The sequence below is a fragment of the Flavobacterium sandaracinum genome, from assembly GCF_004349135.1.
In the GTDB taxonomy this organism is placed as follows: domain Bacteria; phylum Bacteroidota; class Bacteroidia; order Flavobacteriales; family Flavobacteriaceae; genus Flavobacterium; species Flavobacterium sandaracinum.
Map to the genome: position 1 here is coordinate 145093 of NZ_SMFN01000002.1, position 22534 is coordinate 167626.

Annotated in this window: 17 protein-coding genes; 9 read left to right on the forward strand and 8 right to left on the reverse strand. The window is 35.3% G+C overall.

Annotation, left to right across the window (positions count from 1 at the left end; genetic code table 11):
* The 5 genes from E0F91_RS02560 (at nt 1) to E0F91_RS02580 (ending at nt 5033) form a co-directional block, all read left to right on the forward strand.
* Nucleotides 1–453: a response regulator gene (locus E0F91_RS02560; RefSeq protein WP_207919025.1), complete on the forward strand. Its 453-nt coding sequence runs from the start codon at nt 1–3 to the stop codon at nt 451–453.
* 919 nt (nt 454–1372) lie between these two features.
* Nucleotides 1373–1870: a GNAT family N-acetyltransferase gene (locus E0F91_RS02565; RefSeq protein WP_132064785.1), complete on the forward strand. Its 498-nt coding sequence runs from the start codon at nt 1373–1375 to the stop codon at nt 1868–1870.
* Nucleotides 1871–2000: 130 nt separating this feature from the next.
* On the forward strand, nt 2001–3095 hold the full coding sequence (locus E0F91_RS02570; protein ID WP_132064786.1) for an efflux RND transporter periplasmic adaptor subunit: 1095 nt from the start codon (nt 2001–2003) through the stop codon (nt 3093–3095).
* The gene (locus tag E0F91_RS02575; protein ID WP_132064787.1) at nt 3095–4351 is read left to right on the forward strand and encodes an ABC transporter permease; all 1257 of its coding nucleotides are present in this window, start codon (nt 3095–3097) and stop codon (nt 4349–4351) included. The genes E0F91_RS02570 and E0F91_RS02575 overlap by 1 nt, the downstream gene beginning before the upstream one ends.
* Before the next feature lies 1 nt (nt 4352).
* A complete protein-coding gene (locus tag E0F91_RS02580; protein ID WP_132064788.1) occupies nt 4353–5033 on the forward strand; it encodes an ABC transporter ATP-binding protein in 681 nt (226 codons plus the stop codon).
* Nucleotides 5034–5253: 220 nt separating this feature from the next.
* On the opposite strand, the gene E0F91_RS02585 is transcribed toward E0F91_RS02580, so the two are convergent.
* The 4 genes from E0F91_RS02585 to E0F91_RS02600 form a co-directional block, all read right to left on the reverse strand.
* Nucleotides 5254–5823: a pentapeptide repeat-containing protein gene (locus E0F91_RS02585; protein WP_132064789.1), complete on the reverse strand. Its 570-nt coding sequence runs from the start codon at nt 5821–5823 to the stop codon at nt 5254–5256.
* A 96-nt stretch (nt 5824–5919) separates the two neighbouring features.
* Entirely contained in the window at nt 5920–6354 is a 435-nt protein-coding gene (locus E0F91_RS02590; protein ID WP_132064790.1) for a DUF6526 family protein, read from the reverse strand.
* 60 nt (nt 6355–6414) lie between these two features.
* On the reverse strand, nt 6415–8226 hold the full coding sequence (locus E0F91_RS02595; protein WP_243698823.1) for an adenylate/guanylate cyclase domain-containing protein: 1812 nt from the start codon (nt 8224–8226) through the stop codon (nt 6415–6417).
* A 95-nt stretch (nt 8227–8321) separates the two neighbouring features.
* A complete protein-coding gene (locus E0F91_RS02600; RefSeq protein ID WP_132064792.1) occupies nt 8322–8765 on the reverse strand; it encodes a hypothetical protein in 444 nt (147 codons plus the stop codon).
* A 376-nt stretch (nt 8766–9141) separates the two neighbouring features.
* Here E0F91_RS02600 and E0F91_RS02605 point away from each other — a divergent pair, with 376 nt between their 5' ends.
* Together E0F91_RS02605 and E0F91_RS02610 are read left to right on the forward strand one after the other, a co-directional pair.
* Nucleotides 9142–10023 (forward strand): YitT family protein, encoded by an 882-nt coding sequence (locus E0F91_RS02605; protein WP_132064793.1) that lies wholly within the window; start codon nt 9142–9144, stop codon nt 10021–10023.
* 144 nt (nt 10024–10167) lie between these two features.
* The gene (locus E0F91_RS02610; protein ID WP_132064794.1) at nt 10168–11211 is read left to right on the forward strand and encodes an NAD(P)-dependent alcohol dehydrogenase; all 1044 of its coding nucleotides are present in this window, start codon (nt 10168–10170) and stop codon (nt 11209–11211) included.
* Between the two features lie 648 nt (nt 11212–11859).
* Here the strand turns inward: E0F91_RS02610 and E0F91_RS02615 are convergent.
* The 4 genes from E0F91_RS02615 to E0F91_RS02630 all read right to left on the reverse strand — a co-directional run bounded on the left by E0F91_RS02615 (nt 11860) and on the right by E0F91_RS02630 (nt 20176).
* A complete protein-coding gene (locus E0F91_RS02615; protein ID WP_132064795.1) occupies nt 11860–14862 on the reverse strand; it encodes a type I restriction endonuclease subunit R in 3003 nt (1000 codons plus the stop codon).
* Nucleotides 14859–16052 carry a restriction endonuclease subunit S gene (locus tag E0F91_RS02620; protein ID WP_132064796.1) on the reverse strand — a complete coding sequence of 398 codons (1194 nt, stop codon included), beginning with the start codon at nt 16050–16052 and terminating at the stop codon, nt 14859–14861. The genes E0F91_RS02615 and E0F91_RS02620 overlap by 4 nt, the downstream gene beginning before the upstream one ends.
* A gap of 694 nt (nt 16053–16746) precedes the next feature.
* Nucleotides 16747–18417: an ATP-binding protein gene (locus E0F91_RS02625; protein ID WP_132064797.1), complete on the reverse strand. Its 1671-nt coding sequence runs from the start codon at nt 18415–18417 to the stop codon at nt 16747–16749.
* A 100-nt stretch (nt 18418–18517) separates the two neighbouring features.
* Nucleotides 18518–20176: a type I restriction-modification system subunit M gene (locus tag E0F91_RS02630; RefSeq protein WP_132064798.1), complete on the reverse strand. Its 1659-nt coding sequence runs from the start codon at nt 20174–20176 to the stop codon at nt 18518–18520.
* Nucleotides 20177–20767: 591 nt separating this feature from the next.
* Between E0F91_RS02630 and E0F91_RS02635 the strand changes: the two genes are divergently transcribed.
* Nucleotides 20768–21112, forward strand: a complete 345-nt coding sequence (locus tag E0F91_RS02635; RefSeq protein ID WP_132064799.1) for a helix-turn-helix domain-containing protein — start codon at nt 20768–20770, stop codon at nt 21110–21112.
* Entirely contained in the window at nt 21112–22404 is a 1293-nt protein-coding gene (locus E0F91_RS02640; protein WP_132064800.1) for a type II toxin-antitoxin system HipA family toxin, read from the forward strand. The genes E0F91_RS02635 and E0F91_RS02640 overlap by 1 nt, the downstream gene beginning before the upstream one ends.
* The last annotated feature ends 130 nt before the right edge of the window (nt 22405–22534 follow it).

A 22534-nucleotide genomic window follows, 5' to 3' on the forward strand; every position in this document is an offset into this window, starting at 1 on the left:
ATGATTAATAAAATAGATAGAATCCATATTTTGATTGCAGATGATGACGATGAGGATATTGAACTTTTTAATGAAGCTTTAGCCGAACTTAAAATGGACTCTAAACTAACCTCCTTTAAAAATGGTGAAGTTTTAATGAATTATCTGGAAAATATAGAAAATAAGTTGCCTCATATTTTATTCTTAGATTTGAATATGCCTTGTAAAACAGGACATGAATGTCTTAAAGAAATAAGAGCCAACTCGCGTTTCATAGATGTTTCAATTGCCATATATTCTACTTCCTCATCAGAAAAAGATATTGAAGAAACTTTTGTACAAGGCGCTAATATTTATATTAAAAAACCGAATGATTTTTCAAAACTAAAAAAGATAATTAAAGACGTAGTAAACATGGATTGGCAGTATCAATCGTCAGGTTTAAACAAAGAAACCTTTTTTTACAGTTTGTAACTAAGCAATAAGAATAAAACAATGGTGCATTTTTTTACCATATAAGTTATTTAAGTTTCATTTTTTAGGCTTATAAACCTTAAACAACAAAAAATTCATTTAAGGTTTAATGCTTATAGGACTCCAATGTTAAATATTATTTCAGTCATTTTATAATACGACATTAAATGGGTCCAACTACTTAGTAAGAAATTAAATTTTAAATCATTTTAAAATTTGCTAGTATTTAAAATTAGGTTAGGATGGAGTTGTATTCATGGTGCTGGATTGCATTGTACTATAATTTAATTTTTTTAATGGTTCAAATTGATCTGTAAGTTGAATGAATTAAAATTTCAATAGCCGAACTTGAATTAGAAAATCTTTTCAGCCATTCACCATTTATAAACTAATTGGAATAGTCAGTTGGTTGTTCGATAAATATTTTACGCCAAGACGCAGCATTTTATTTAAAATAACCCATTGAGAGTACTTATTCAAAACGTTTGTTCGAGTGTTTTTTGAGGAGTAAAACGGGGCAAAACTTCTCGATACGCTCCACTACTCGAAGTGACGTGTATCGAGAACCGTTTTTAATGAAATTTATACTGATCTCGATACATTTTTCTATCCAAGACTACTCGAAATGATGAAAAATTATATCAAAAACAAAGTACACCCAACGGGGCCAAATAGAATTCTATAAGAAACAGTGGTTGTAAAAGAGGATGTAAAGGTGTTTTTTAGGAGCTTCATTCGTGCTAGTGGAATCCAATTACAAATTAGTCAAATTAAGCATCTAGAGCACTGATTTTTTATCGAATTGGTAACCATTAACTTGATTTTATTCAAGCGGAAGGAAAACCAAATGCATTTTTTTTATTTTTATACCATTAGATAAGGTACTTTTATTACAAATAACTCAAATAACTCAATTTTAATGTTGTCAGTACACGAGGCTACTAGTAAAGATTTTAAAATAATTCAAGAAATTGCGTATAAATCTTGGCCAAATACCTATGGTTCTATTTTATCAAAAGAGCAAATTGATTATATGCTCGATTTGTTTTATTCAGAGCAAACCTTACTTCAAAATTTAAACGAAAAAGGACATCGCTTCTTATTAGTGTGTGAAGGAGCGCTTTGTCTTGGTTTTGCTTCGTACGAGCACAAGTACTTAAACGATAGATGCACTCGACTGCACAAAATCTATTTGCTACCCGAAGCACAAGGAAAAGGAGCGGGGAAATTGCTGATTGATACCATTGAAAACTTAGCCAAGGAAAATCAATCGGTTGTAATTTCATTAAATGTAAACAAATTTAATAAAGCCATCACATTTTATAAAAAAATAGGATTTGAAGTCATTTTCGAAGAAGACATTGAATTGGATCATGGCTATAAAATGGAAGACTACAGAATGGAAAAGAAGCTTTAACTTAGATTTTTTTTATTATAAAACACCTTTTTACACCCAATTTACAAGGACGAATTTAACTTTAACATTTATATTGTCGTATATTTATAGAAAGAATTTACAACAACCTATACGCTAAATAAGAAGTGAAATGAGTTTGAAATTGCGATCCCTATTCTGTTTAACAGTTCTTAGTTTGCTTTCTTGTTCTAAAAAGGAAATAGAAGAACTTAAACCCACAGTAGGAGAAGTTACGGAAAGTGTTTATGCATCTGGAGTTATAAAAGCAGATGGACAATACACGGTTTATGCTACTGTAAATGGTACTTTGCAAAAAGTGAATGTTACAGCTGGTCAATCTATTTCTAAAGGGCAGTTGTTATTTGAATTGGAAAGTGATAAAGCAGAACTGAATACGGAGAATGCTCGATTAGCGTATCAACTAAGTCTGGAAAGCAGTCGTTATATTCAGGATAAAATTGCCGAAATGGAAATGAAAGTCCAAGCAAGCAGAGATAAATTGACGTTGGACGAATCCATCTACATCCGAAACAAAAACATCCGAAATCAAGGTGGAATTTCGGAAGTTGATTTTGAAAGAGTCGAATTAGCCTATAAAAGTTCTAAAATCAATTATGAATCGGCTAAAAAACAACTGGCACAACTCAAAGCCCAATTGAAGAATGATCAAAGCAGAAATGCTGTCAACCTAAAACTCAACCAGAAGTCCCAAAGTGATTTTAACGTTAAAAGTGCCTTTTCAGGGCAGTTGTTCGATGTTTTGGTAAAAGAAGGAACACTAATTACACCGCAAACTCCTTTGGCAATAATTGGTCAGGCAAACTCCTTTTTGTTAGAACTAGAAGTCGACGAAAATGATATGGTTCGTGTGAGCACCGGACAAAAAGTTTTGGTTACCATGGATAGTTATAAAGGACAGGTTTTTGAAGCCGTCATTGATGAAATTTACCCGATAATGAACGAACGTTCGCGTACATTTAAAATCGAAGCGCATTTTGTAAAACCACCCGAGAAACTTTATCCAAATCTTACTGCCGAAGCCAATATTATCATTCAGATAAAGAAGAATACCATTACGATTCCAAAAACGTATTTAATGGAAGGCAAATATGTTTTAGTAAACAAAGACGAAAAGCGCGAAGTGAAAACTGGTTTAAGCGATTATCAAAAAGTAGAAATACTATCCGGTTTATCCGCCGAAGAAACGATTTATAAACCTAAATAATGAACTTTAAACTCATTTTAAATATTGCATTGCATTTGCTTCGGGCGCGATTGAAGCAAACGATTGTCGCGGCCATTGGCGTTACGTTTAGTATTGCCATGTTTATTGCTTTGGTTAGTTTTATGAATGGTTTAAATGATTTGCTGGATGGTTTAATGCTCAATAGAACGCCTCATGTGTTGCTTTATAACGAAATTAAACCGTCAGAAAATCAACCTGTACTTTTGTCCGAAGAGTTTAAGAAAAATACCAATTTTGTTCGTTCGATTAAACCGAAAGACCGAGGGAAATCCATTTACAACAGTAAAACTATTCTAGCAGTTTTAAAACAAGATCCACGCGTGATTGATGTTGCGCCAAAGGTGACTTCACCGGTTTTTTTTAATTCGGGAACGATCGAAATCTCTGGGATAATCAATGGAATTGATGTTTTAGCCGAAGATAAATTATTTAAAATCAGTGATTATATTATTGAAGGCAAAGTAGCTGATTTGCTTCAGAATAACAGTATTATTATCGGGAAAGGCTTGTCAGATAAAATGCTGCTTGCCAAAGGTGATATCATTAAGATTACGACTTCTAAAGGAAATTTAGCTTCGCTTAAAATTGTGGGTATTTCCGAAATTGGAATTGCTGAAATTGACAATGTGATGAGTTATACCTCTTTGGCGACAGCCCAGAAAATATTGGGAGAACCTACAAATTACATCACGGACATTCAGCTCAATTTATACGATATGACTGCAGCGCCTGCTGTTGCAAAAGAGTTTCAAGATACCTTTAATCTGGATACGATTGATTATCAAACCGCCAATTCTCAGTTTGAAACTGGAAGCGCAGTGCGAAGTATTATTTCGTATTCCGTTGGAGTAGTGTTGCTGATTGTGGCCGGTTTTGGAATTTATAATATTCTGAACATGATGATTTATGAAAAAATGGACAGTATTGCCATTTTGAAAGCCACCGGATTTTCAGGGAATGATGTGAAATGGATTTTCATTTCTCTTTCTGTAATTATTGGATTGGCTGGCGGATTATTTGGTTTGCTGTTTGGCTACATTTTTTCTTCTATTATTGATGTGATTCCGTTTGAAACGGCTTCTTTGCCCACAGTGAAAACGTATCCTATTAATTACAATCCGCTATTTTATGGTATCGGGATTACTTTTGCATTGTTCACCACGACCATTGCCGGACTTTTTCCTGCTTTAAAAGCCAGTAAAGTAGATCCGGTAGAAATCATCAGAGGAAAATAAAATGGAAAACAATACGGTTCTAGAGACAATTGGATTAAGTAAATATTTTTACGATCCTGTAAAATTCCAAGTTTTGAAGGAAATTAATATGCGTGTGAATCACGGAGAGTTTGTTTCGATAGTTGGTAAATCTGGCTGTGGTAAATCGACTTTGTTGTATTTGCTTTCTACGATGGATACGGATTATGACGGTCAGGTAATTATTCATAACGAATTAGTTACGGGGAAAACCGACAAAGAATTAGCATTAATCAGAAATGAAAAAATAGGTTTTGTGTTCCAGTTTCATTACTTATTGGCAGAATATAATGTGTTGAAAAATGTAATGCTTCCGGGCATGAAATTGGCTAAATATTCGGATAAAGAATTAGAGCATCGCGCCATGGAACATTTGAAAACCTTAGATATGCAGGATCAAGCGCTGAAAATGCCCAATCAATTGAGTGGCGGACAAAAACAACGCGTGGCAATTGCACGTGCTTTAATAAACGATCCGTTGATTATTATGGGAGATGAGCCTACTGGGAATTTAGACAAGAAAAACAGTGATTTGGTTTTTGATATTTTCAATAAATTGACTCAAGAAAAAAATCAGACTTTATTAGTGGTTACGCACGACACAGATTTTGCCCAAAAAACCAATAGAATCATTACTATGGAAGACGGGAAAATAATTTCTTAACTCCACAGGTGTAAGTATTCAAAACATCACTTTAGTTTATCCCGAACTTATTTTTTTGGAGTAAAAAGGAACAAAACTTCTCGATACTTTCTGCTACTGGAAGTGACGTGTATCGAGAACGGTTTTTAAATCAAAATCATCTTGTTTTCAATACCATTTTCTAACGAAAATCACTCAAACTGACGATGATTAGAATTAAAAACTAAGTACCTCCAACAGGTTATTTTACTATAATTTCATGTTTGTAGAGTAATCCTTTTAGTCCTTCCAAAGCAAAAATGGCTCTCTTCAATTTTGTTGTTTTAGGATCAATCGTATAATTATAGCTGGTTCTAAAATCAGCTTTGTTAGCAATTGCTTTCGCAAATTCAGAACGGTATAAATCGCATTTTTCAAAAACGACTTCGGTCAAATCAGTACTCATAAAATCAACTGCAACGATACTACAATTCGTAAATGATGTTCCTTTTAGTTTTAAGGTGTAAAATTTGGAGAAATCCAAAACACAATCTTTAAAAGCAATTTCGAAAATTAACTTATCGCACATGGCAAAATTTACGTCTTTGATTTCACACCGATTGAAAGCTACGGTTCTAAAGGCAACATAATTAATTTTGGCGTTACTAAAAGTGCAATCATTGAAGTTGCAATCAATGAAGGTAACCGCTACAAAAGTACATGGAGAGAAATTACAATTGGTAAACGTACAGCATTCAAATTCCTTGAAATTGACTTCTTCCTCCTGGTACGTTATGTCTTTGTATTCAATATCTAGAAAATATTCTGCCATTTATGGGTTTTAAATTCAGTTTGTAGTGCTGTTATAGGAACAAAGAAACAAAAATCTGAATTGTTATATTGGAATAATCAGCGTATTATTTGAGATTTAAACTCTTTCGTAGTCGCCTTTCCAGTGTTGAATCGCTTTTTTAATTTCCTTTCCTGAAAGAGATTCACTTAGTGCTCTTTGGGTAAGTGCTTGCAATTCCTCATCTGGGGCAAACCGCAAGGCAAATAGTTGGTCATCATTTAATTGATGTTCCAATTCCTCCAATCGTTTTCCTGTGATAGAAAAATAACGATATCGAAGTTCTAATCGCACGATTCGGTTTTGTAAAGTCAACGCATAATGCTGTCGCAACATGAATGCCAGACAAAAAAGCACTACAAAAACAGCGCTGATGAATGCCCAAATTAATGGATCTTCAGTGGTGAAACTAAAATAAATACTGAAGGCCAGCAATGTCATGATTATTGGATAATACACAAAATGATGCGGCGGATAGTACCGAACGTGATTTTTATAGGATTGAGTTTCCATTTTATTTTTTTTAAAGATACTCAAAACGACTTGCTTTTTGAAACATTTAATATGTAGAAACTAAAATTTTTCAGTTTCATTGAGAACTAGTTCATTTGTGGAGGAGTACTTTTTGATAGGAATCAAAAGAGCTGTAACGAAGTACATTTTCATCATTCCTTTATTTTTTACTTCAAATTCGCCTCTGTATTGGCAATCGAAATCATTTTTAATAATATTATATGTAAATTCTGATATATTTATTTTTCCTGCTTCTGAATTAGATTCCATTCGGGAGGCGATGTTTACCGTGTCACCCCAAATGTCATAGGAGAATTTCTTAATTCCAACTACTCCAGCTACCAGCGGCCCGGTATTGATTCCGATTCGGATTTCAAAGCGAGTTTGATTTTCTGTTGTTACATTTTTAGAAGCTTCTACAAATTCAGCAATTTCTAACGCTGCAAGTACTATTTTGTGCGCATGATCTTGTGTAGGGAATGGCAAACCTCCCGCGCACATGTAACAATCACCAACGGTTTTAATCTTTTCAAGATTGTATTTTTCCATGATTGTATCAAACTTAGAAAAATAAAAATCGATGCTTTCTACTAATTTTTCTGGAGATAATTTCTCTGAATATTTTGTAAATCCTTCAAAATCAGCAAATAAAACCGTAACAGAATCAAATTTTTTAGCTTCCACTTTTCCATTTTTCTTTAATTCAACAGCCGTTTCTTCCGGCAAAATGTTCAGTAATAAATTATTAGAACGATTTTTTTCTTCTTCGATAATGCTGTTTGTTTTTTTTACAAATTTATAGCGGCGGTAAAACCCGATTGTGATTACTAAAACTAGCAATAGAGATATTCCTGATGCATAGATGATGTTTTGTTGTTTTTTGTCTTTTAATTTCTGGATTTCAGCATCCTTTTCCAGTAGATCTACTTCAATTTGTTTCTGGGACACTTCATAATTTGTCCTGATGTCAGCCATTTGCTGAACCGCTTTGAGATTAGTGATGCTATCCCGATATGCAATGTGATTTTTATAATATTTAAAAGATTCTTCTGGGTTATTAGCTTTTTTATAAAGTTCAGAAATTTTCAGATTAGAATTGCTAATTTGTTCTTTTAGTCCATAATCTTGCGCCAGTTTCAGACTGCGTTTGGCATAGCGAAGTGCTGCAGGCCAATTATTCTGCGTTAGGTAGATATCGGACATGTATACTAAATAGTCTGAAATGGCATAATAATCTTCCACATCTTCTAAAATCTTTATTGCTTTTGTGATATAGGGCTTTGCAAGATCACTTTTACCTGTTTTGGCATAAACCATTCCGATATTTCCGAGAGTGTAAGCTGTGCCGCTCGAGTAATTGATTTTCTCAAAAATGACACCTGCCTCTTTAAAATAGGATAATGCTAACGCAAATTTTTTGTTCTTGGAATATTCATCTCCCGCGTTCAATAGCGCACTGGCCAGCGATATAGGGTCATTGGCCTTTCGTAATAATTGTATTGATTTCTCGTAGTAAATTTCGGCATTCGTTGAGTTTCCCATAACCGAGTATACATCTGCAATTGCCATATATGAAGTTCCCTCTCCTTTTATCGACTTCGCTTTGATGGCTGCTTTTCCACCATTAAAAAAATCGTTTAAAGCTTTGTTTAAATTTCCTGTTAGCCTATTTTTATTGCCTTTTTGATAATAACCTCGATAGAGATATAAGTTGTTTTTTTCTAATTTTGATAAAGCTATAAGTTCATCTGCATACTGCATTGATAATTGTAAATTAGTCACTTCATTGAACGATAAATTTCTCAGTAATTCTAATTTCTCTGAATTGGTAAGGTTGTTTTGCTGATAGATTTTAACAAGGCTATCAGCCACTTTTTGATTTTGTGCAAAAATACTTGGTATCTGAAAAAATATAAAAAACACAGTAAACAAGATTTTGACAAAATATTTAAAATCTCTTAAAAGTATCATGGGTTTGCGGCTAATTTTGGATCGATGTGAAATGATTTAGAAGAATTTCCATCGGCATAAACACTGAAAGTAATCGTGTATTTGTCGTGTTTATGGACCAAATTCGAATCATTTTTAACCTTAGCGGTAGCGTTTCCTGACCTTCCTCCAGTACCGTAAATAGTCTCAACGTCAAAGAAATTCACATCTCGGGTTTCCGGTTCATTAAAAATACTATCAATAGCTACGGAAAAGCCTCTATCAGTTGATATACCAATCCATTTGACATCTTGGTTGAGGTATACGTTAGATAAAAAGTCTTTCAAAGTTCCGTTAGAGGATCTACCTGAATTATCATCAGATAGGGAACAGGCAGTATCAATATCCTGTTGTGATGGATTGCTCATTGCGTAAAGACTGCTGGCTTGAACAGTCAATGCTATTTCTACTTTTTTGCCCATGATTATTATATTTAAAAATTATTAAATAATAATGAATTGAGACCGTGTTAGAATGAGGCAGTGATAATTAATATATTGATTTTTAGTAGGTATAGGTCTGATTTTAATATCAAATTTAATGATTTTTTCTAAATCAACATCAGTTTACTATGCACGCATTCCTGTTGTAATTCTCCTTTTTTATAAAATTATGAAATCGAAATCCGACAGGATTAGAATTGTTCCCGAGATTATTTTTGAATTAGTAAATTATAAAATTAGGAATGCAAGTACAAAAAAATAAATTAAATAAATATGTAAGGTGTTATCAGTCAGTAAATTGAAGTTTATTTATTAAATTAGTAGCACCAAAGAGTAGTAATTAAAATAGATCCTAATGATTACTGATCAAAATTCATTTAACTGGAAAAAAATATTTTGTTTTAAAAACATTGTCTTAAATTTAGTAGGAGTAGCCTTGATAACCCTCGCCTTAAAAGGTTTTATGATACCTAATAAGTTTTTGGATGGTGGAATCATCGGGATCTCCATATTAGTTCATGAAATTACAAAATGGCCTTTTGGAGTCTTGGTATTAATGTTTAATATTCCATTTTTAGTCATTGGAAACCGAATGCTTGGAAAAACATTTGCGTTACAAAGTTTGTTGACTTTCTTGTTAATCGCCATCAGTATGACGTTTTTAGAAGTGGATCCCGTGACATCAGATCCGCTTTTGATTGCATTATTTGGAGGTTGCCTTATTGGTGTAGGAATGGGCTTGTGCATTCGAAGCGGTTCAACAGCAGACGGAGTAGAGATCCTGGCATTATTGACTACCAAAAAAATTGGTCTTAATGTATCAGAAGTGATTTTTGCCTTGAATACATTATTGTTTCTTGCAGCTGCATGGTCTTTCGGAATTTCTACGGCTTTATATTCAATCGTTACTTATTTTTCAGCTGTAAAATCTTTGGATTATATTTCCCATGGATTAGAGCAATATACTTCGCTGCATATTATTTCTTCTAAAAGCGACTTGATTAAAGCATTGATTGTCCAAAAATTTGGAAAAGGAATCACCATTATTAAAGGAGAAAGAGGCTATTTACCGGATAAATTTGATGTAAAATTAGATTGTGATATTATTGTTACTGTAGTAACCCGACTCGAATTACTTCGGATTAAAGAGGAAATCCATAAGCTAGATCCTAAAGCATTTATGTTCATTCAATATATCAAAGAGGCCAGTGGAGGTATCTTGCGAAGCATGAATTAGCATCATTAAACTGCTACTTAAAATTAAAAATACAAGCGTGCTCACTCTTTCAACGTAGATGAAAATAGTAACAAGTGGGAATTATGCAACAAGTTTAAAGAGCGGACTAGAATAAATTTCATAATTTTATAAAAATTAGAAAATATGATACCAACGAAAGGATATGCAGTACAGGATGCTAAGACGGATTTAGCGCCATGGAATTTTGAAAGAAGAGAATTAGGACCACATGATGTGCAATTTGATATTCAGTTTTGTGGTGTTTGCCATAGTGATCTTCACCAAATAAAAGATGATTGGGGCGGAGCAATTTATCCTATGGTTCCTGGACATGAAATTGTAGGGAAGGTAGTCAAAATAGGAAGTCACGTAAAGAAATTTAAGGTAGGTGATTTAGCAGGAACAGGTTGTTTGGTCGATTCCTGCAGAACCTGTGAAAATTGTAAAGAAGGTTTAGAGCAATTTTGTTTAAAAGGAAGAACAGATACGTATAATGCTTTGGGACAAGATGGAGTAACACCTACTTACGGCGGGTATTCCGATACGATTGTTGTTCACGAAGATTTTGTTTTACATATTTCGGATAAATTGCCATTAGCTGCAGTAGCGCCTTTGTTGTGTGCTGGAATCACAACGTATTCTCCATTAAGACATTGGAAAGTAGGAAAAGGACACAAATTAGCGGTTTTAGGGCTTGGCGGTTTAGGTCACATGGCAGTAAAATTTGGAGTTGCTTTTGGTGCTGAAGTTACTGTTTTGAGTACATCGGCAAATAAAGAAGCAGATGCCAGAAAATTAGGAGCTCATAATTTTATTGTTACCAAAGATGAAAAGCAACTGGCAAGTGTAGCGGGTTCGTTTGACTTTATTCTGGATACCGTTTCTGCGCCACATGATTTGAATTTGTATTTGTCTTTATTAAGAGTAAACGGAGTGCATATATGTGTGGGAGTACCTCCAACGCCTTATGAAATCCATGCTTTTAGTCTTATTGGAGGACGAAGAAGTCTTGCAGGTTCATTAATAGGCGGTTTGCCTGAAACGCAGGAAATGTTAGATTACTGTGCTGAACACGGAATTGTTTCTGAAATTGAAATGATTGATATCAAAAATGTGCATGAAGCCTATGACCGAATGACAAAAGGCGACGTCCGTTACCGTTTTGTTATCGATATGGCGACATTGTAACAAACAGCAGTAGTTTATGGTTTACTATTCAAACACTCTAAGACGAGTTATCACGATGATTTTGAATATAAAGCATAAAAAAGACTACAGGAATAAAGTGTACTTGGTTTGTCATTTCGTCATTGGCGGAATGACAAAATAAGTACAAATAATAGTCAAGTAGTTGGACTTATTTATTGCCGTACTATAAAAGGAGTGAAATACTATTTAACATAAAAAATCATATAAGCATTAAACCTTAAATGACCTTATTATTGCTTAATTTATACAGGGCAAACGCATTATATTTTTTACCACATAGCGTCATAGAAAAATGCCAAAATACAGCATTAAATAGGAGTAATTCTTTCATCCCGAAGCTTCGGGACTATGTTTTCTATATGTAATGAAATGTTTTTTTCTCCAAACAAGCGAAATCTAAGTAATGAGAATTATTTATTGTCCTATTTTGCTTTTAAATCTTATCGGTTTTAAACTTGAAAAATTTATTCCGTTATTGTGTCATTTCGACGAAGGAGAAATCGCATTAGTTGCTCTCGTTATGTGATTTCTCCTTCGTCGAAATGACAAAAAAATTAAGTTTAAAAAATACGCCATTGTTTTATTCTTATTGCTTATTATCAGACAGTTGTAATGTCTTTTTGCAAATTACCCCATCAATGGCCAGTCCTTATACTGTCCTTCGGCTTGTTCCAAAACTTCTTTCAATAAATTATCCAGTTCTGAAAATGGGACTTTGCCTTTTAATTCTTTTTTAACGGCCAATCGTATTGCGGAGCGAGCATCTTCTTTTTTAGTCCAATCGAGTTGCAAGTTTTTCTTAACCAAGGCTACTACGCGATGCACTAAATCCTGAATGGGTCCTGATTGATTTATGATTTTTTCATTGGCAGATAGCAAATCATAAAAAGCCAATTCATCTTCGGTTAAACCTAATTCTTTGGTTCGTATGTCGTCATTTTTGAATTCGGTGGCGATGTCCAGCAAGTGTTTGATTGCCGCTATAGAATCGAGACTGTTCTTGTGGTATTTACTCAATACTTTCTCGAGTTCTTCTTTTAGGCTGGTCATTTTACGAATGTTCTTTACCATCCGCACTTTTAATTCATCATTGATGATGCGTCGTAATAATTCGACTTTGATATTCTCGCCGCCTTTTTCTTTAACCATGGCTTGAAAACGATCATCGATAATAGAAATGTCTATTTTGTCTAAATCGTACATAGCAGCCAGATCCACAATTTTTTGCGATTCGATAGATTTGCTGATTAAATCTTTGATGCGGTCGTTCTTCTTACGTTGTGGCCCGGGTGGTGATTTTATCTTTCGAATAACTTCCCGCATTTTCTGAATAATGGCTATTTCTTCCTGAATTTCCCAAATGCGTGGGTCAGAATTGGTCATGGCTACCAGCTCAGTCAATTTTCTTTCTTCTAACAAAAAAGCATCTGTAACTGCATCCGATTGTAATAAATCATTGACTGCATTATTCGACCATTTCATCTTTTCGCTTTCCTTCATGGTATTGAAAACTGCAATATCAAAATCAGGCATCAGCTCTTTTACCGCCACAAATTGCTCCAAACACAAGTTCACCGCCACATCCATATCGATGGTTGGTTTTCCTTCGCCACCGCTGCCGGTATATTTTTTGGTCGCTTCTGCTAAAAAGCCTGAGATTCCTATAAAATCCACTACTAATCCGTTTGGTTTATCCTCAAAAACTCTGTTTACACGAGCAATAGCTTGCATTAAGTTATGCCCTTTCATGATCTTGTCTACATACATCGTATGCGCACAAGGAGCATCAAAACCAGTTAACCACATATCACGAACAATCACCATTTTCAAAGGATCTTCGGGCGTGCGGAAACGCTTTTTGATGGCTTCCATATTGTCCTTCGTGCGTACGTGTTCATTCCAAGCCACTGGGTCTTTGCCAATATTGCTGGTCATAATCACAGCGATTTCCGGACAACCTTCAAGCGCTGTAATGGCATCGTACATTTTTACGCAGTTTCTTCGGCTCATGCACACAATCATAGCTTTTCCGTCGAGTGTTTGTATGCGGGCATTATAATGTTCTAGTATATCAGCCGCTACTGTCTTGACACGGTCTTCTGAACCTGCTGCATCTTCTATCGCTGCCCAAACGGTATGGGTGCTTTCTTCTTCGTCTTCATCTACCTGATCTAATTCGGCTGCATATTTAGCATTGATGTTCAGTGGAACCATTTTGGGCTCGTAGTAAATAGGCACCGTGGCGCCATCTTCTACCGCTTGTTTGATGTCGTAAGTATGTATCGTTTTTCCAAAAACTAATTCCGTATCGGCTCCTTTGCCATCAACGGGTGTTCCTGTAAAACCAATAAACGATGCATTAGGCAAGGCTCTACGGATGTTTTGCGCAAAACCACCATCATTAAAACCGTATTGCGTGCGGTGTGCCTCATCGGCCATGATGATTAAATTATAGCGTTCTGAAAGTACAGGGTGTTCTCGTTCTTTTCCGTTTTCTAAATCTTTTAACCTGAATTTCTCTATTGTGGTAAAAATTACGCCGCCGCCATCATTGCTGAGTAATGTTCTTAATTCATCGGTAGTGTCAGCGTGTTGTACATCGCCGACCAAGTCTTTACACAATACAAAACTCTCATACAGTTGCTGGTCTAAATCCGAGCGATCGACTTGTATGACGATGGTTGGGTTTTTCATTTCGGGCAATTGGCGCAAAATACCCGTTAGTATTGCCATCGAAATGCTTTTTCCTGATCCTTGGGTATGCCAAATTACGCCCAATCGTCCGTCACCGTTGGGTTTTATATTGGCTACTGCTGAGGTTACCGCTTTATTAATTCCCCAAAACTGGTGGTATTTAGCACCTTTCTTGATGATTTTGCCGTTGTGGTCTTCGTGAAAGATAAAATTTTGCAGGTAATTGAGTAAAATATCCTTTGGAAACAAGCCATTAATTAGGGTTTCCAGTTGCAGATCGGTGTTTCGTTCTATGGTGTCGCCGGTTACACTTTTCCATGGAGCAAACCATTTAAGGGACGAATTGTACATGCCGTGCAAGGCTTCGCGACCGTCTGAAATGATGGTCAACGCGTTGTAATCGAACAATTGCGGAATGTCTAGCAAACAATGGCCTATTTGGCCGTGGGCATTATCGACACCAACGTCATGGGCAAACATATTTTTGAATTCGAAAACAATCACTGGCAATCCATTGATGAAAATCAGTAGATCCATACGGCGGTTGTTTTTGCCTACTATAGAGACTTCATCAGCGCAAATAAAACTGTTTTGCTCTGGTACGGCGTAGTTGATGGGATAAATATGCTTGGCGTTTTCTTTGCCTTGCGCATCTTTCCAAGAAACGGAAATTCCTTGTGTCATTTTGCGATGAAAGTCGCGGTTGCGGTGATCCGTGTCCATCCCTAAATGCTGGGTAAAAGCGGCCATAGCTTCATTGATGGCGGTTGCAGGAACATCAGCGTAAGTTTTTTGCAAGAAGGAACGCAACTCTATCTCGAGCACTACTTTTTTGAGGTCACGGTTTAAGGAATTGCCTTCCTTGCGTGTATAACCCAAATCCTGCAACCACTCGATTGCCGCTTTTTGAACCGTTATCTCGATCATATCTTTCATAGTATCTCTTGTACTAAATTTTCAACATCTTTTACTCGAACTTCGCCGCTGATGAGTTTGGGTAATAAGGTGTCGCGGAGAGTTGTGAGGGTTTGGTTTTCCATTGTATTTTTATAGACTATATTATAATAATTTTTAATCTCACTTATGATTTCTTGAAGCAAACTAAGATTATGTGGCAAAACTATTTTTAAACTATTTATATTATAAATTGGAAGTTTTGGTTGAGTAGATCCCACAGTTTTACTTCTTATTTCGTCTTGACCATTAACTGATTTCAATTGTAAATATATTAATTCGGGTGAAAAACCATGATATGTCAGCGTAATCTTGACACAATTCTCAGTCAAACTACCACGGTTTAGATTCTCACCTACAATTGCTAAACTCCCAACAGTTCCTACGATAGTAAGCACAACATCATTAGTGCTAACGATATAATTTGAAATCAAACTAAAAACTTCATTAGGAACGTATTCCATTCCTTTATCGCTAAGATATGAATGATTAAAATCTCTTACACGAATATAAGGATGACTATTTGGCGTAATTTGCAATTGTGCTCCTTTTGGAAGTCTTTTTCCACCTTTAATTTTAGAAATATCCTCTAATCTCTTCACTTCCCAACCTTCAGGAATCATTCCCAAATCAGAGTCTATGAATTTCCCGTTTTGGAAAGGGCCAAAATCTACAAACCAATGTTTGTACAACGCCATCGCCATTTCTTCGAGGGTTTTGTTCATTTGTAGGTTCAGCTCTATTTTATCGTCTAAAGCAGAAAGGATGGAGGCAATGGCGATTTGTTCTGGTAATTCAGGTAATCGAATTTCTATTTTTTTTAAAAGTTCAGTCGTTAAACTGGGAATTGCAGAGCCAACATCCATCGAAGCAAAATCTAAAATCTTTAAATTGTAGAAAAGATATTTAGGAAATGCTACTTCTTCATTTATTTTAGACCAAAATATCGTGTCAACCGACCAAAAAGGTTCGTTTAAATAGTAAATATTATTCAAAGAACCTTTTCGAGGAATCAGTATTGTTTCCTTGTCATAAAGGAATTGATTACCATATCTCATAATACCTCCAGTTCCATAAATAGGTATGTTACCGGCTTCTACTTTTTTATGGTCTTTACCATATTTAATTTCGAGAGCTTCGGAGAGTTTATATGTTTTCCAGTTTTCGGGCATTTATATTTTTATTTTAGTGTGTTTTTATTTTGGATTAAAGATAAGTTAATCCCTTGTAAACAATTCGATTTTGTGTTTTGTCATTTCGACGAAGGAGAAATCACATAACGTGAGCAACTGGCTGCGATTTCTCCTTCGTCGAAATGACAACACGGTAGCATTTAATTCTTAACTAAACGACATTGACTTTCGTTTTATTTTTGGATTAAAAATAAGTTAATCCCTTGTAAACAATGCAATTTTTTTTAGTCAGACAGTATTTTCTATTTTTGATACTAGATCAATACTAATACAAAATTAGTTGTGCTTTTTTTAGCTTCCAATTGATTCCTCTGCCTAATTTTGATATAAAATTTGTTTTTGGCACAAGAGTTGTGCATTTGCAAAGTCATTTCCCTAGGGAAAAGGACCTGGTTCGTGAAAACGTACGCTACAGCACCGTAGTCTGTGGCTTTTTTATTTTACCCTCTTATCATATTTGCCTTCATAGTATTTCTGGTTTCTCGTAATGACGGTTGGTGCGTTGGCTTGTGTTGTTCCTCTTATTTATCTGTTCATGTTACATGAACATTTAAGAAAAATGAACATGATTACAATTTTAGGTATTTATTTAAAATTGTATTGCTTTTTATTTTAGTTCTTTTTGAGTTTAAAATAAGCTTATTCATTGTGAATAAAGGGATTATGTTTTTTATTAGTCATTTTTATTTTTCGTTTGTTTTTTTTTGACCAGATTGTATTTTCTGTTTTTTAAACCACCAGACGTTATTAAATCTTCTGTTTTTACCAATGCATAAAGACATTTTTGAATGTCTTTTACTTCTACATCTTGTATATGACTCGAAATTTCAGTTTTAGAGTTCGCACCGTTATATCTAATAAATTCTAAAATTAGGTGCTTCAATTGTTCCTTATCAATAGTTTTTAATGAAGGTGTGATCTTCAATTTAGATTGTGAAAATAAAGTAGGATTAAGTAAATATTCAGTTCCTTTTTTAACTCCTCGAGTAATTAATATCGATTTTTCTAATAAAGAACCAATCCAATTTCGCATTCTATCTTCAGTAGAAAGTTGCAATTTTAGACTTAATTGGGGTGCGGTTATTTTCTTTTCAGCAGCAACAATACCAAGTACTGTGTATTCCTTTTGAGACAATCTAAAATGTTGACTTACATATTCAATTATTTCTAAAGCTTCTTTGTTTACTATTCCAGAATAAATAGTGACACTAGTTTTATTAAAATTACTTTCGATTATAGGTAATGGTTTTATATCTCTTGCTAATTTTTCGTATATTAAATCATAGCCTGAACCTTCTCCTTCCATTAAACCAAGATCGTGAAGTGTATTTATTAAATGAGGATTTCTTCGATGTCTTTCATGTAGGATATTGTCTTTTGTGATGCCTAGAGGTAATCCTCCTGGATTAGTTATTACCAATCTGTCAGGATATACTTCAATGAAAATATCACCAGATATTGTAAAACGCTTATGAGCAATGGCATTAATTAATAACTCTCGAATAACTTCTTTGGGATAATTACGAATTTGTTTTCTAAATAGTCCATTTGAAATTTCAGTAGTATAGTTTAATTCTGTAGCCTCTTTTTCAATGTCTATTACCAATTGCTTTGGGTTGTGTATATGAAAGTGCCAATCTTTTTTTCTTATTTTTTCCTCAAAATCATTGTATACAATATATTGAACGGTTATTGGATAACTTAAATTTGCTCTTTGAGTAGTAGTTCCAAACCAAACTACACCTAAATTTGTTAAATATCCCTCAGAGGTAATCAATTGATAAAATTCTAATATTTCATCATTTGATTTTTCTTTAATAAAATTAGATACTATTTTTGACTTTTGGATGTCTTCGATAAAACTAGAAACCTCTGCAATATTTGAATTAATCCAACTAATTTTTTTTGTAGAAACTAATTCCCATTGAAAAGCATTTTTTTCTGCAGCCAAGTTGGTTAATTCTTCTCCAGAGATAGGAACACTATTGTCAGTTATTCTAATCAATACTTTACCTGAAGAGGTTGTTGCTATCGTTCTAGATGATGGAAGAATTTTAAATTTAAAATATTGCCCTTCATTTTCATCATCAATAATAATAGGATTTACCAAAGCCACGGAGTCTGTTAAATCTCTTAGTCTAGAAATAACAAGATTTACTGCTTCAATTTTTATCTTTTGATTAGGATCAGGTTTTGTTGCTGCGTTTTCTATTCCCACTACAATTTCACCTCCTTGGGCATTGGCAAAAGAAACACAAGTTTCAGCAAGACTTTTTAAATCTGCAGTTTTTCCTATTACTTTTTTTAAACTTTTGTATTCAATATTAGCGTCTTCGATAGCCATGCTCTGTCATTTAAAATTAATTTTCTGTTTCACAGATTTTACCTTGGATATAATACATCATGCAGTTTTTAAGAGTTCCGATAACTATCGGGAGCCCAAACTATAATTTTTCAAAATTAGCCACAATTTGTTTTTTCAATAATTCGCTTTTTTCAAACTGCGTCAAAAGGGTTGCTTTCAAACCTTCCATTTTATCCTCAAACAAAATCCCATCGTCTTCTTCGGCTTCGGTACCTACATAAATTCCGGGCGTTAGTTTGTAATCTTGTTTTTGTACCTCGGCAAGGGTGGCAGCTTTGCTAAAACCATCAACGTCTTTGTAGGTGTTCTCGACTCCGCTCTGCTTCTCGACTCCGCTCTGCTTCTCGACTCCGCTCTGCTTCTCGACTCCGCTCGAAGTGACAGAGCGCCAGTTGTGGTAGGTGTCGGCTATTTTGTTCACATCAGCATCGCTAAAAACGCGTAGTTTACGGCTGGTCATGGTTCCCATTTTGGAGGCATCCAAAAACAAAATTTCGTTGTTGCGCTCGCGGTGTTGGCCATCTTTACCATCTCGGTTTTTACTCAGGATAAACAAACAGGCAGGAATTCCTGTGGTTAAAAATAACTTATCGGGCATGCGCACAATACAATCGATCATGCTGTTGTCTACCATGTGCTGGCGTACGTTTTTCTCTCCTTTGGTATTTGAGGTCATGGCGCCGTTTGCCATTACAATACCAGCTGTTCCGGTGTCGCTGAGGTGGTGCCAGAAGGTTTGCATCCACATATAATTAGCAGAGCCATCGGTGGTAAATTCTTCTTTAGGACCAAACAAACGCGGGTCGCCTTCGGGTAAATCTTCAGGGTGCCAGTTGCTCACATTAAAGGGAGGATTGGCAATAATATAATCGGCTTTTAGTTGCGGGAATTTATCATCGAGCAATGAATTACCCATTTTTATATCAAAGGATAAATCACGCAGCAAAAGGTTCATTAAACACAAACGCAGGGTTTGGGCTGTCATCTCTTGTCCGTAAATCGAGATGTCGTTTTTGTTTCCGCCGTGTTCGTTGATGAATTTTAAACTTTGTACAAACATACCGCCAGAGCCACAAGCGGGATCAAAGATGCGTCCTTTGTACGGTTCTAGAATTTCGACAAGCAAACGCACAATGCTTCCCGGCGTGAAGAACTGTCCGGCACCAGAACCTTCGGCCATGGCAAAACGGCCTATGTAGAACTCATAAATTCGACCTAAAATATCACTTTCGGGATTTTCTTTTTCGGAGAATTTGGTGTGCGAAAGCAAGTTTATAATTCCAGCTGTTTGTTTTGCTGACAACTCCGAGCGCACAAAAATACGCGGTAATAAATTGTTTAATTGTGGGTTATGGTCGGTCAATAAATCCTGAATCACATCAAAGGCATCATCAATAATAACTTTGATATCGTCTTGTTCGGCATTGTCTTTCAGGTAGTTCCAAGAGGCTTTCTTAGGGACTACAAAAGTATTGCGCGAACGGTATTCGTCCCGGTCTTCGAGTACATAGTTGATTTCTTCTTTGTCCGAGGTGTAATAGTCTGATTTTGGGTCTTTTAGTAAGTCGGCAATTTCATCGTGTACGATGTCATACCGCTCGCTCAGGTGTTTTAAAAACACGAGAGGTAAGATGTAGTTTTTATAGTTGTTCTCGGATACGGCGCCTCTTAATTCGTTGGCGGCGTCCCAGAGTTCTTTTTCAAAATCGATGTCGGCTTTGGCAATGGTTTTTGACATTATATTTTTTTATGCTTATGGATTAAAATGTATGAGTCGTAAAAATAGGATATTTTGCACAATTTTATAGGTAAAATGTACTGCAAATTTAATTAGATCATAACAATTGGCTGGAGCGGAGCGTGATTTATTTTTTTAAAGGTATGGAATGGGTAAGTTGTTGACGAAAAGAATTGTGGTAGCTACTGCTAACTTGACTGTTATAAAGCGTTTGCGTGTGATTGATGCGTTTACTTTTTATATTGGTCACAGCAATAGTTAAAACTATTCGCTGTAGTGCATGTAGCTTTAGCTTCTGCAACTATTTTCTACTACAAATTACACAAATAGCACGAATTATTTTGTGAAAATGGGTGTAATTCGTAGTAAAATTTTAACCGTGCAGACTTTCAGTCTGCCAAAGCAAATCTGTGGACTTTCAGTACACAGTTGATTATTTTATATTTTGATGCTAAAAACCATCATTAATATCACTTTTAACCAATAACGATGGCATTTACCCACATAAAGCACCAACTATTCGTTAATTATTAAATTTTGTTTATATTTGTTGGTAAATACCAACAGTAATACAATTTTAAACAGATAATAATGGGAAATACCAACACAGACTGGGTTGCCATGAGTGATACTGCTATCGTGAGTAAGATGGGCGCATTCATAAAACAAGAGCGATTAAAGGGTAATAAGACTCAAGTGCAATTGGCAGATGCAGCTGGTGTCAATCGTTCGACATTAAGCCAAATTGAAAATGGTGAAGCCATCACAATGCTGTCACTTATTCAAATTATGAGAGCTTTAAATATTTTACAGCTCCTTGAAGGGTTTACTATGCAACACGAAGTGAGTCCACTGGAATTGGCAAAACAAGATAAACAAATGAGGCAACGCGCTAGAAATAGTGCTAGCGATAACACTAATAAATCCGACTGGTAATGATTACAACTGCTTTTGTAAAAATATGGGGAGAAACGGTAGGAGCTGTTGCGTGGAATGCGGAAAAAGGTTTGGCAAGTTTTGAGTATGATCCCAAATTTATAAATACTAAAACCGATTTGGCACCTTTAAAAATGCCGATAATCAATAGCATGAAGCGTATTTTTTCGTTTCCAGAATTACGGGACATAAAAACATTTAAAGGGTTACCGGGATTATTAGCGGATGTATTACCAGATGATTATGGAAATCAATTAATCAATAGCTGGCTTGCACAAAATGGGCGTCCAGAAAATAGTATGAACCCCGTTGAACTCTTGTGTTTTATAGGAACACGCGGAATGGGTGCTTTAGAATTTGAACCTTCACAGCTTAAAACTACCAAAAGAGCCTTTGAAATTGAAGTTGATAATTTGATTCACATTTCTCAAAAAATGCTATCCAAAAGAGATCGTTTTGAAACTAACCTGAGTGACGATGAACAACAAGCCATGTTGGATATTCTTAAAATAGGAACTTCGGCTGGTGGTGCTCGACCAAAAGCTATTATTGCCTATAACGAAAAAACAGGTCAAGTAAAATCGGGACAGACTAGTGCTCCAAAAGGTTTTGAGCATTGGTTACTAAAGTTAGATACGGTAAGCGATGTGCAATTTGGCGAAAGCACCGGCTTTGGCAGAATTGAAATGGCCTATTACCTAATGGCAAAAGATTGTGAAATTGATATGATGGAGTGCAGGCTATTAGAAGAAAAGGGCAGAGCACATTTCATGACGAAGCGTTTTGACCGGGAGGGTGGCGAACAAAAACACCACGTACAAACGTTGTGTGCCATGCAGCATTATGATTTTAGCCAAATTACCAGTTTTAGCTACGAACAACTTTTTCAAACGATGCGTTTGCTGCGATTACCCTATCCAGAGGCAGAACAAATGTACAGAAGGATGGTGTTTAATGTAATCGCAAGAAATTGTGATGATCATACCAAAAACTTTGCTTTCAGACTAAAGAAAGATGGGAATTGGGAATTGGCACCAGCTTATGATATTTGTTTTGCGTACCGCCCAGGTAGCGATTGGGTAAGTCAACACAATCTAAGCATCAACGGAAAGAGAAAAGACATTACAAGAGCGGATCTTTTGCAAATTGCGAAGAGCATGAATATTAAAAAGTCTGAAGCGATAATTCAAAAAATTAGTGATACCGTTACCAACTGGCAGGAATATGCAGCAATAGCTAAAGTGGACGCCAAATTGAAAGAAACAATAGGCAACGCTCATTTAATTTTATAAAAATGGTTGGAGTTCAAGTAATGAAAACAGAAACGGTTAGTGCTAAAAAATTATTTTCTGCTTTGATTTTGATGATTCAAAGAAAGAAGGAGCAGGAATAGGAGTAGTTGTAAGGCAGAATTACTTTAGA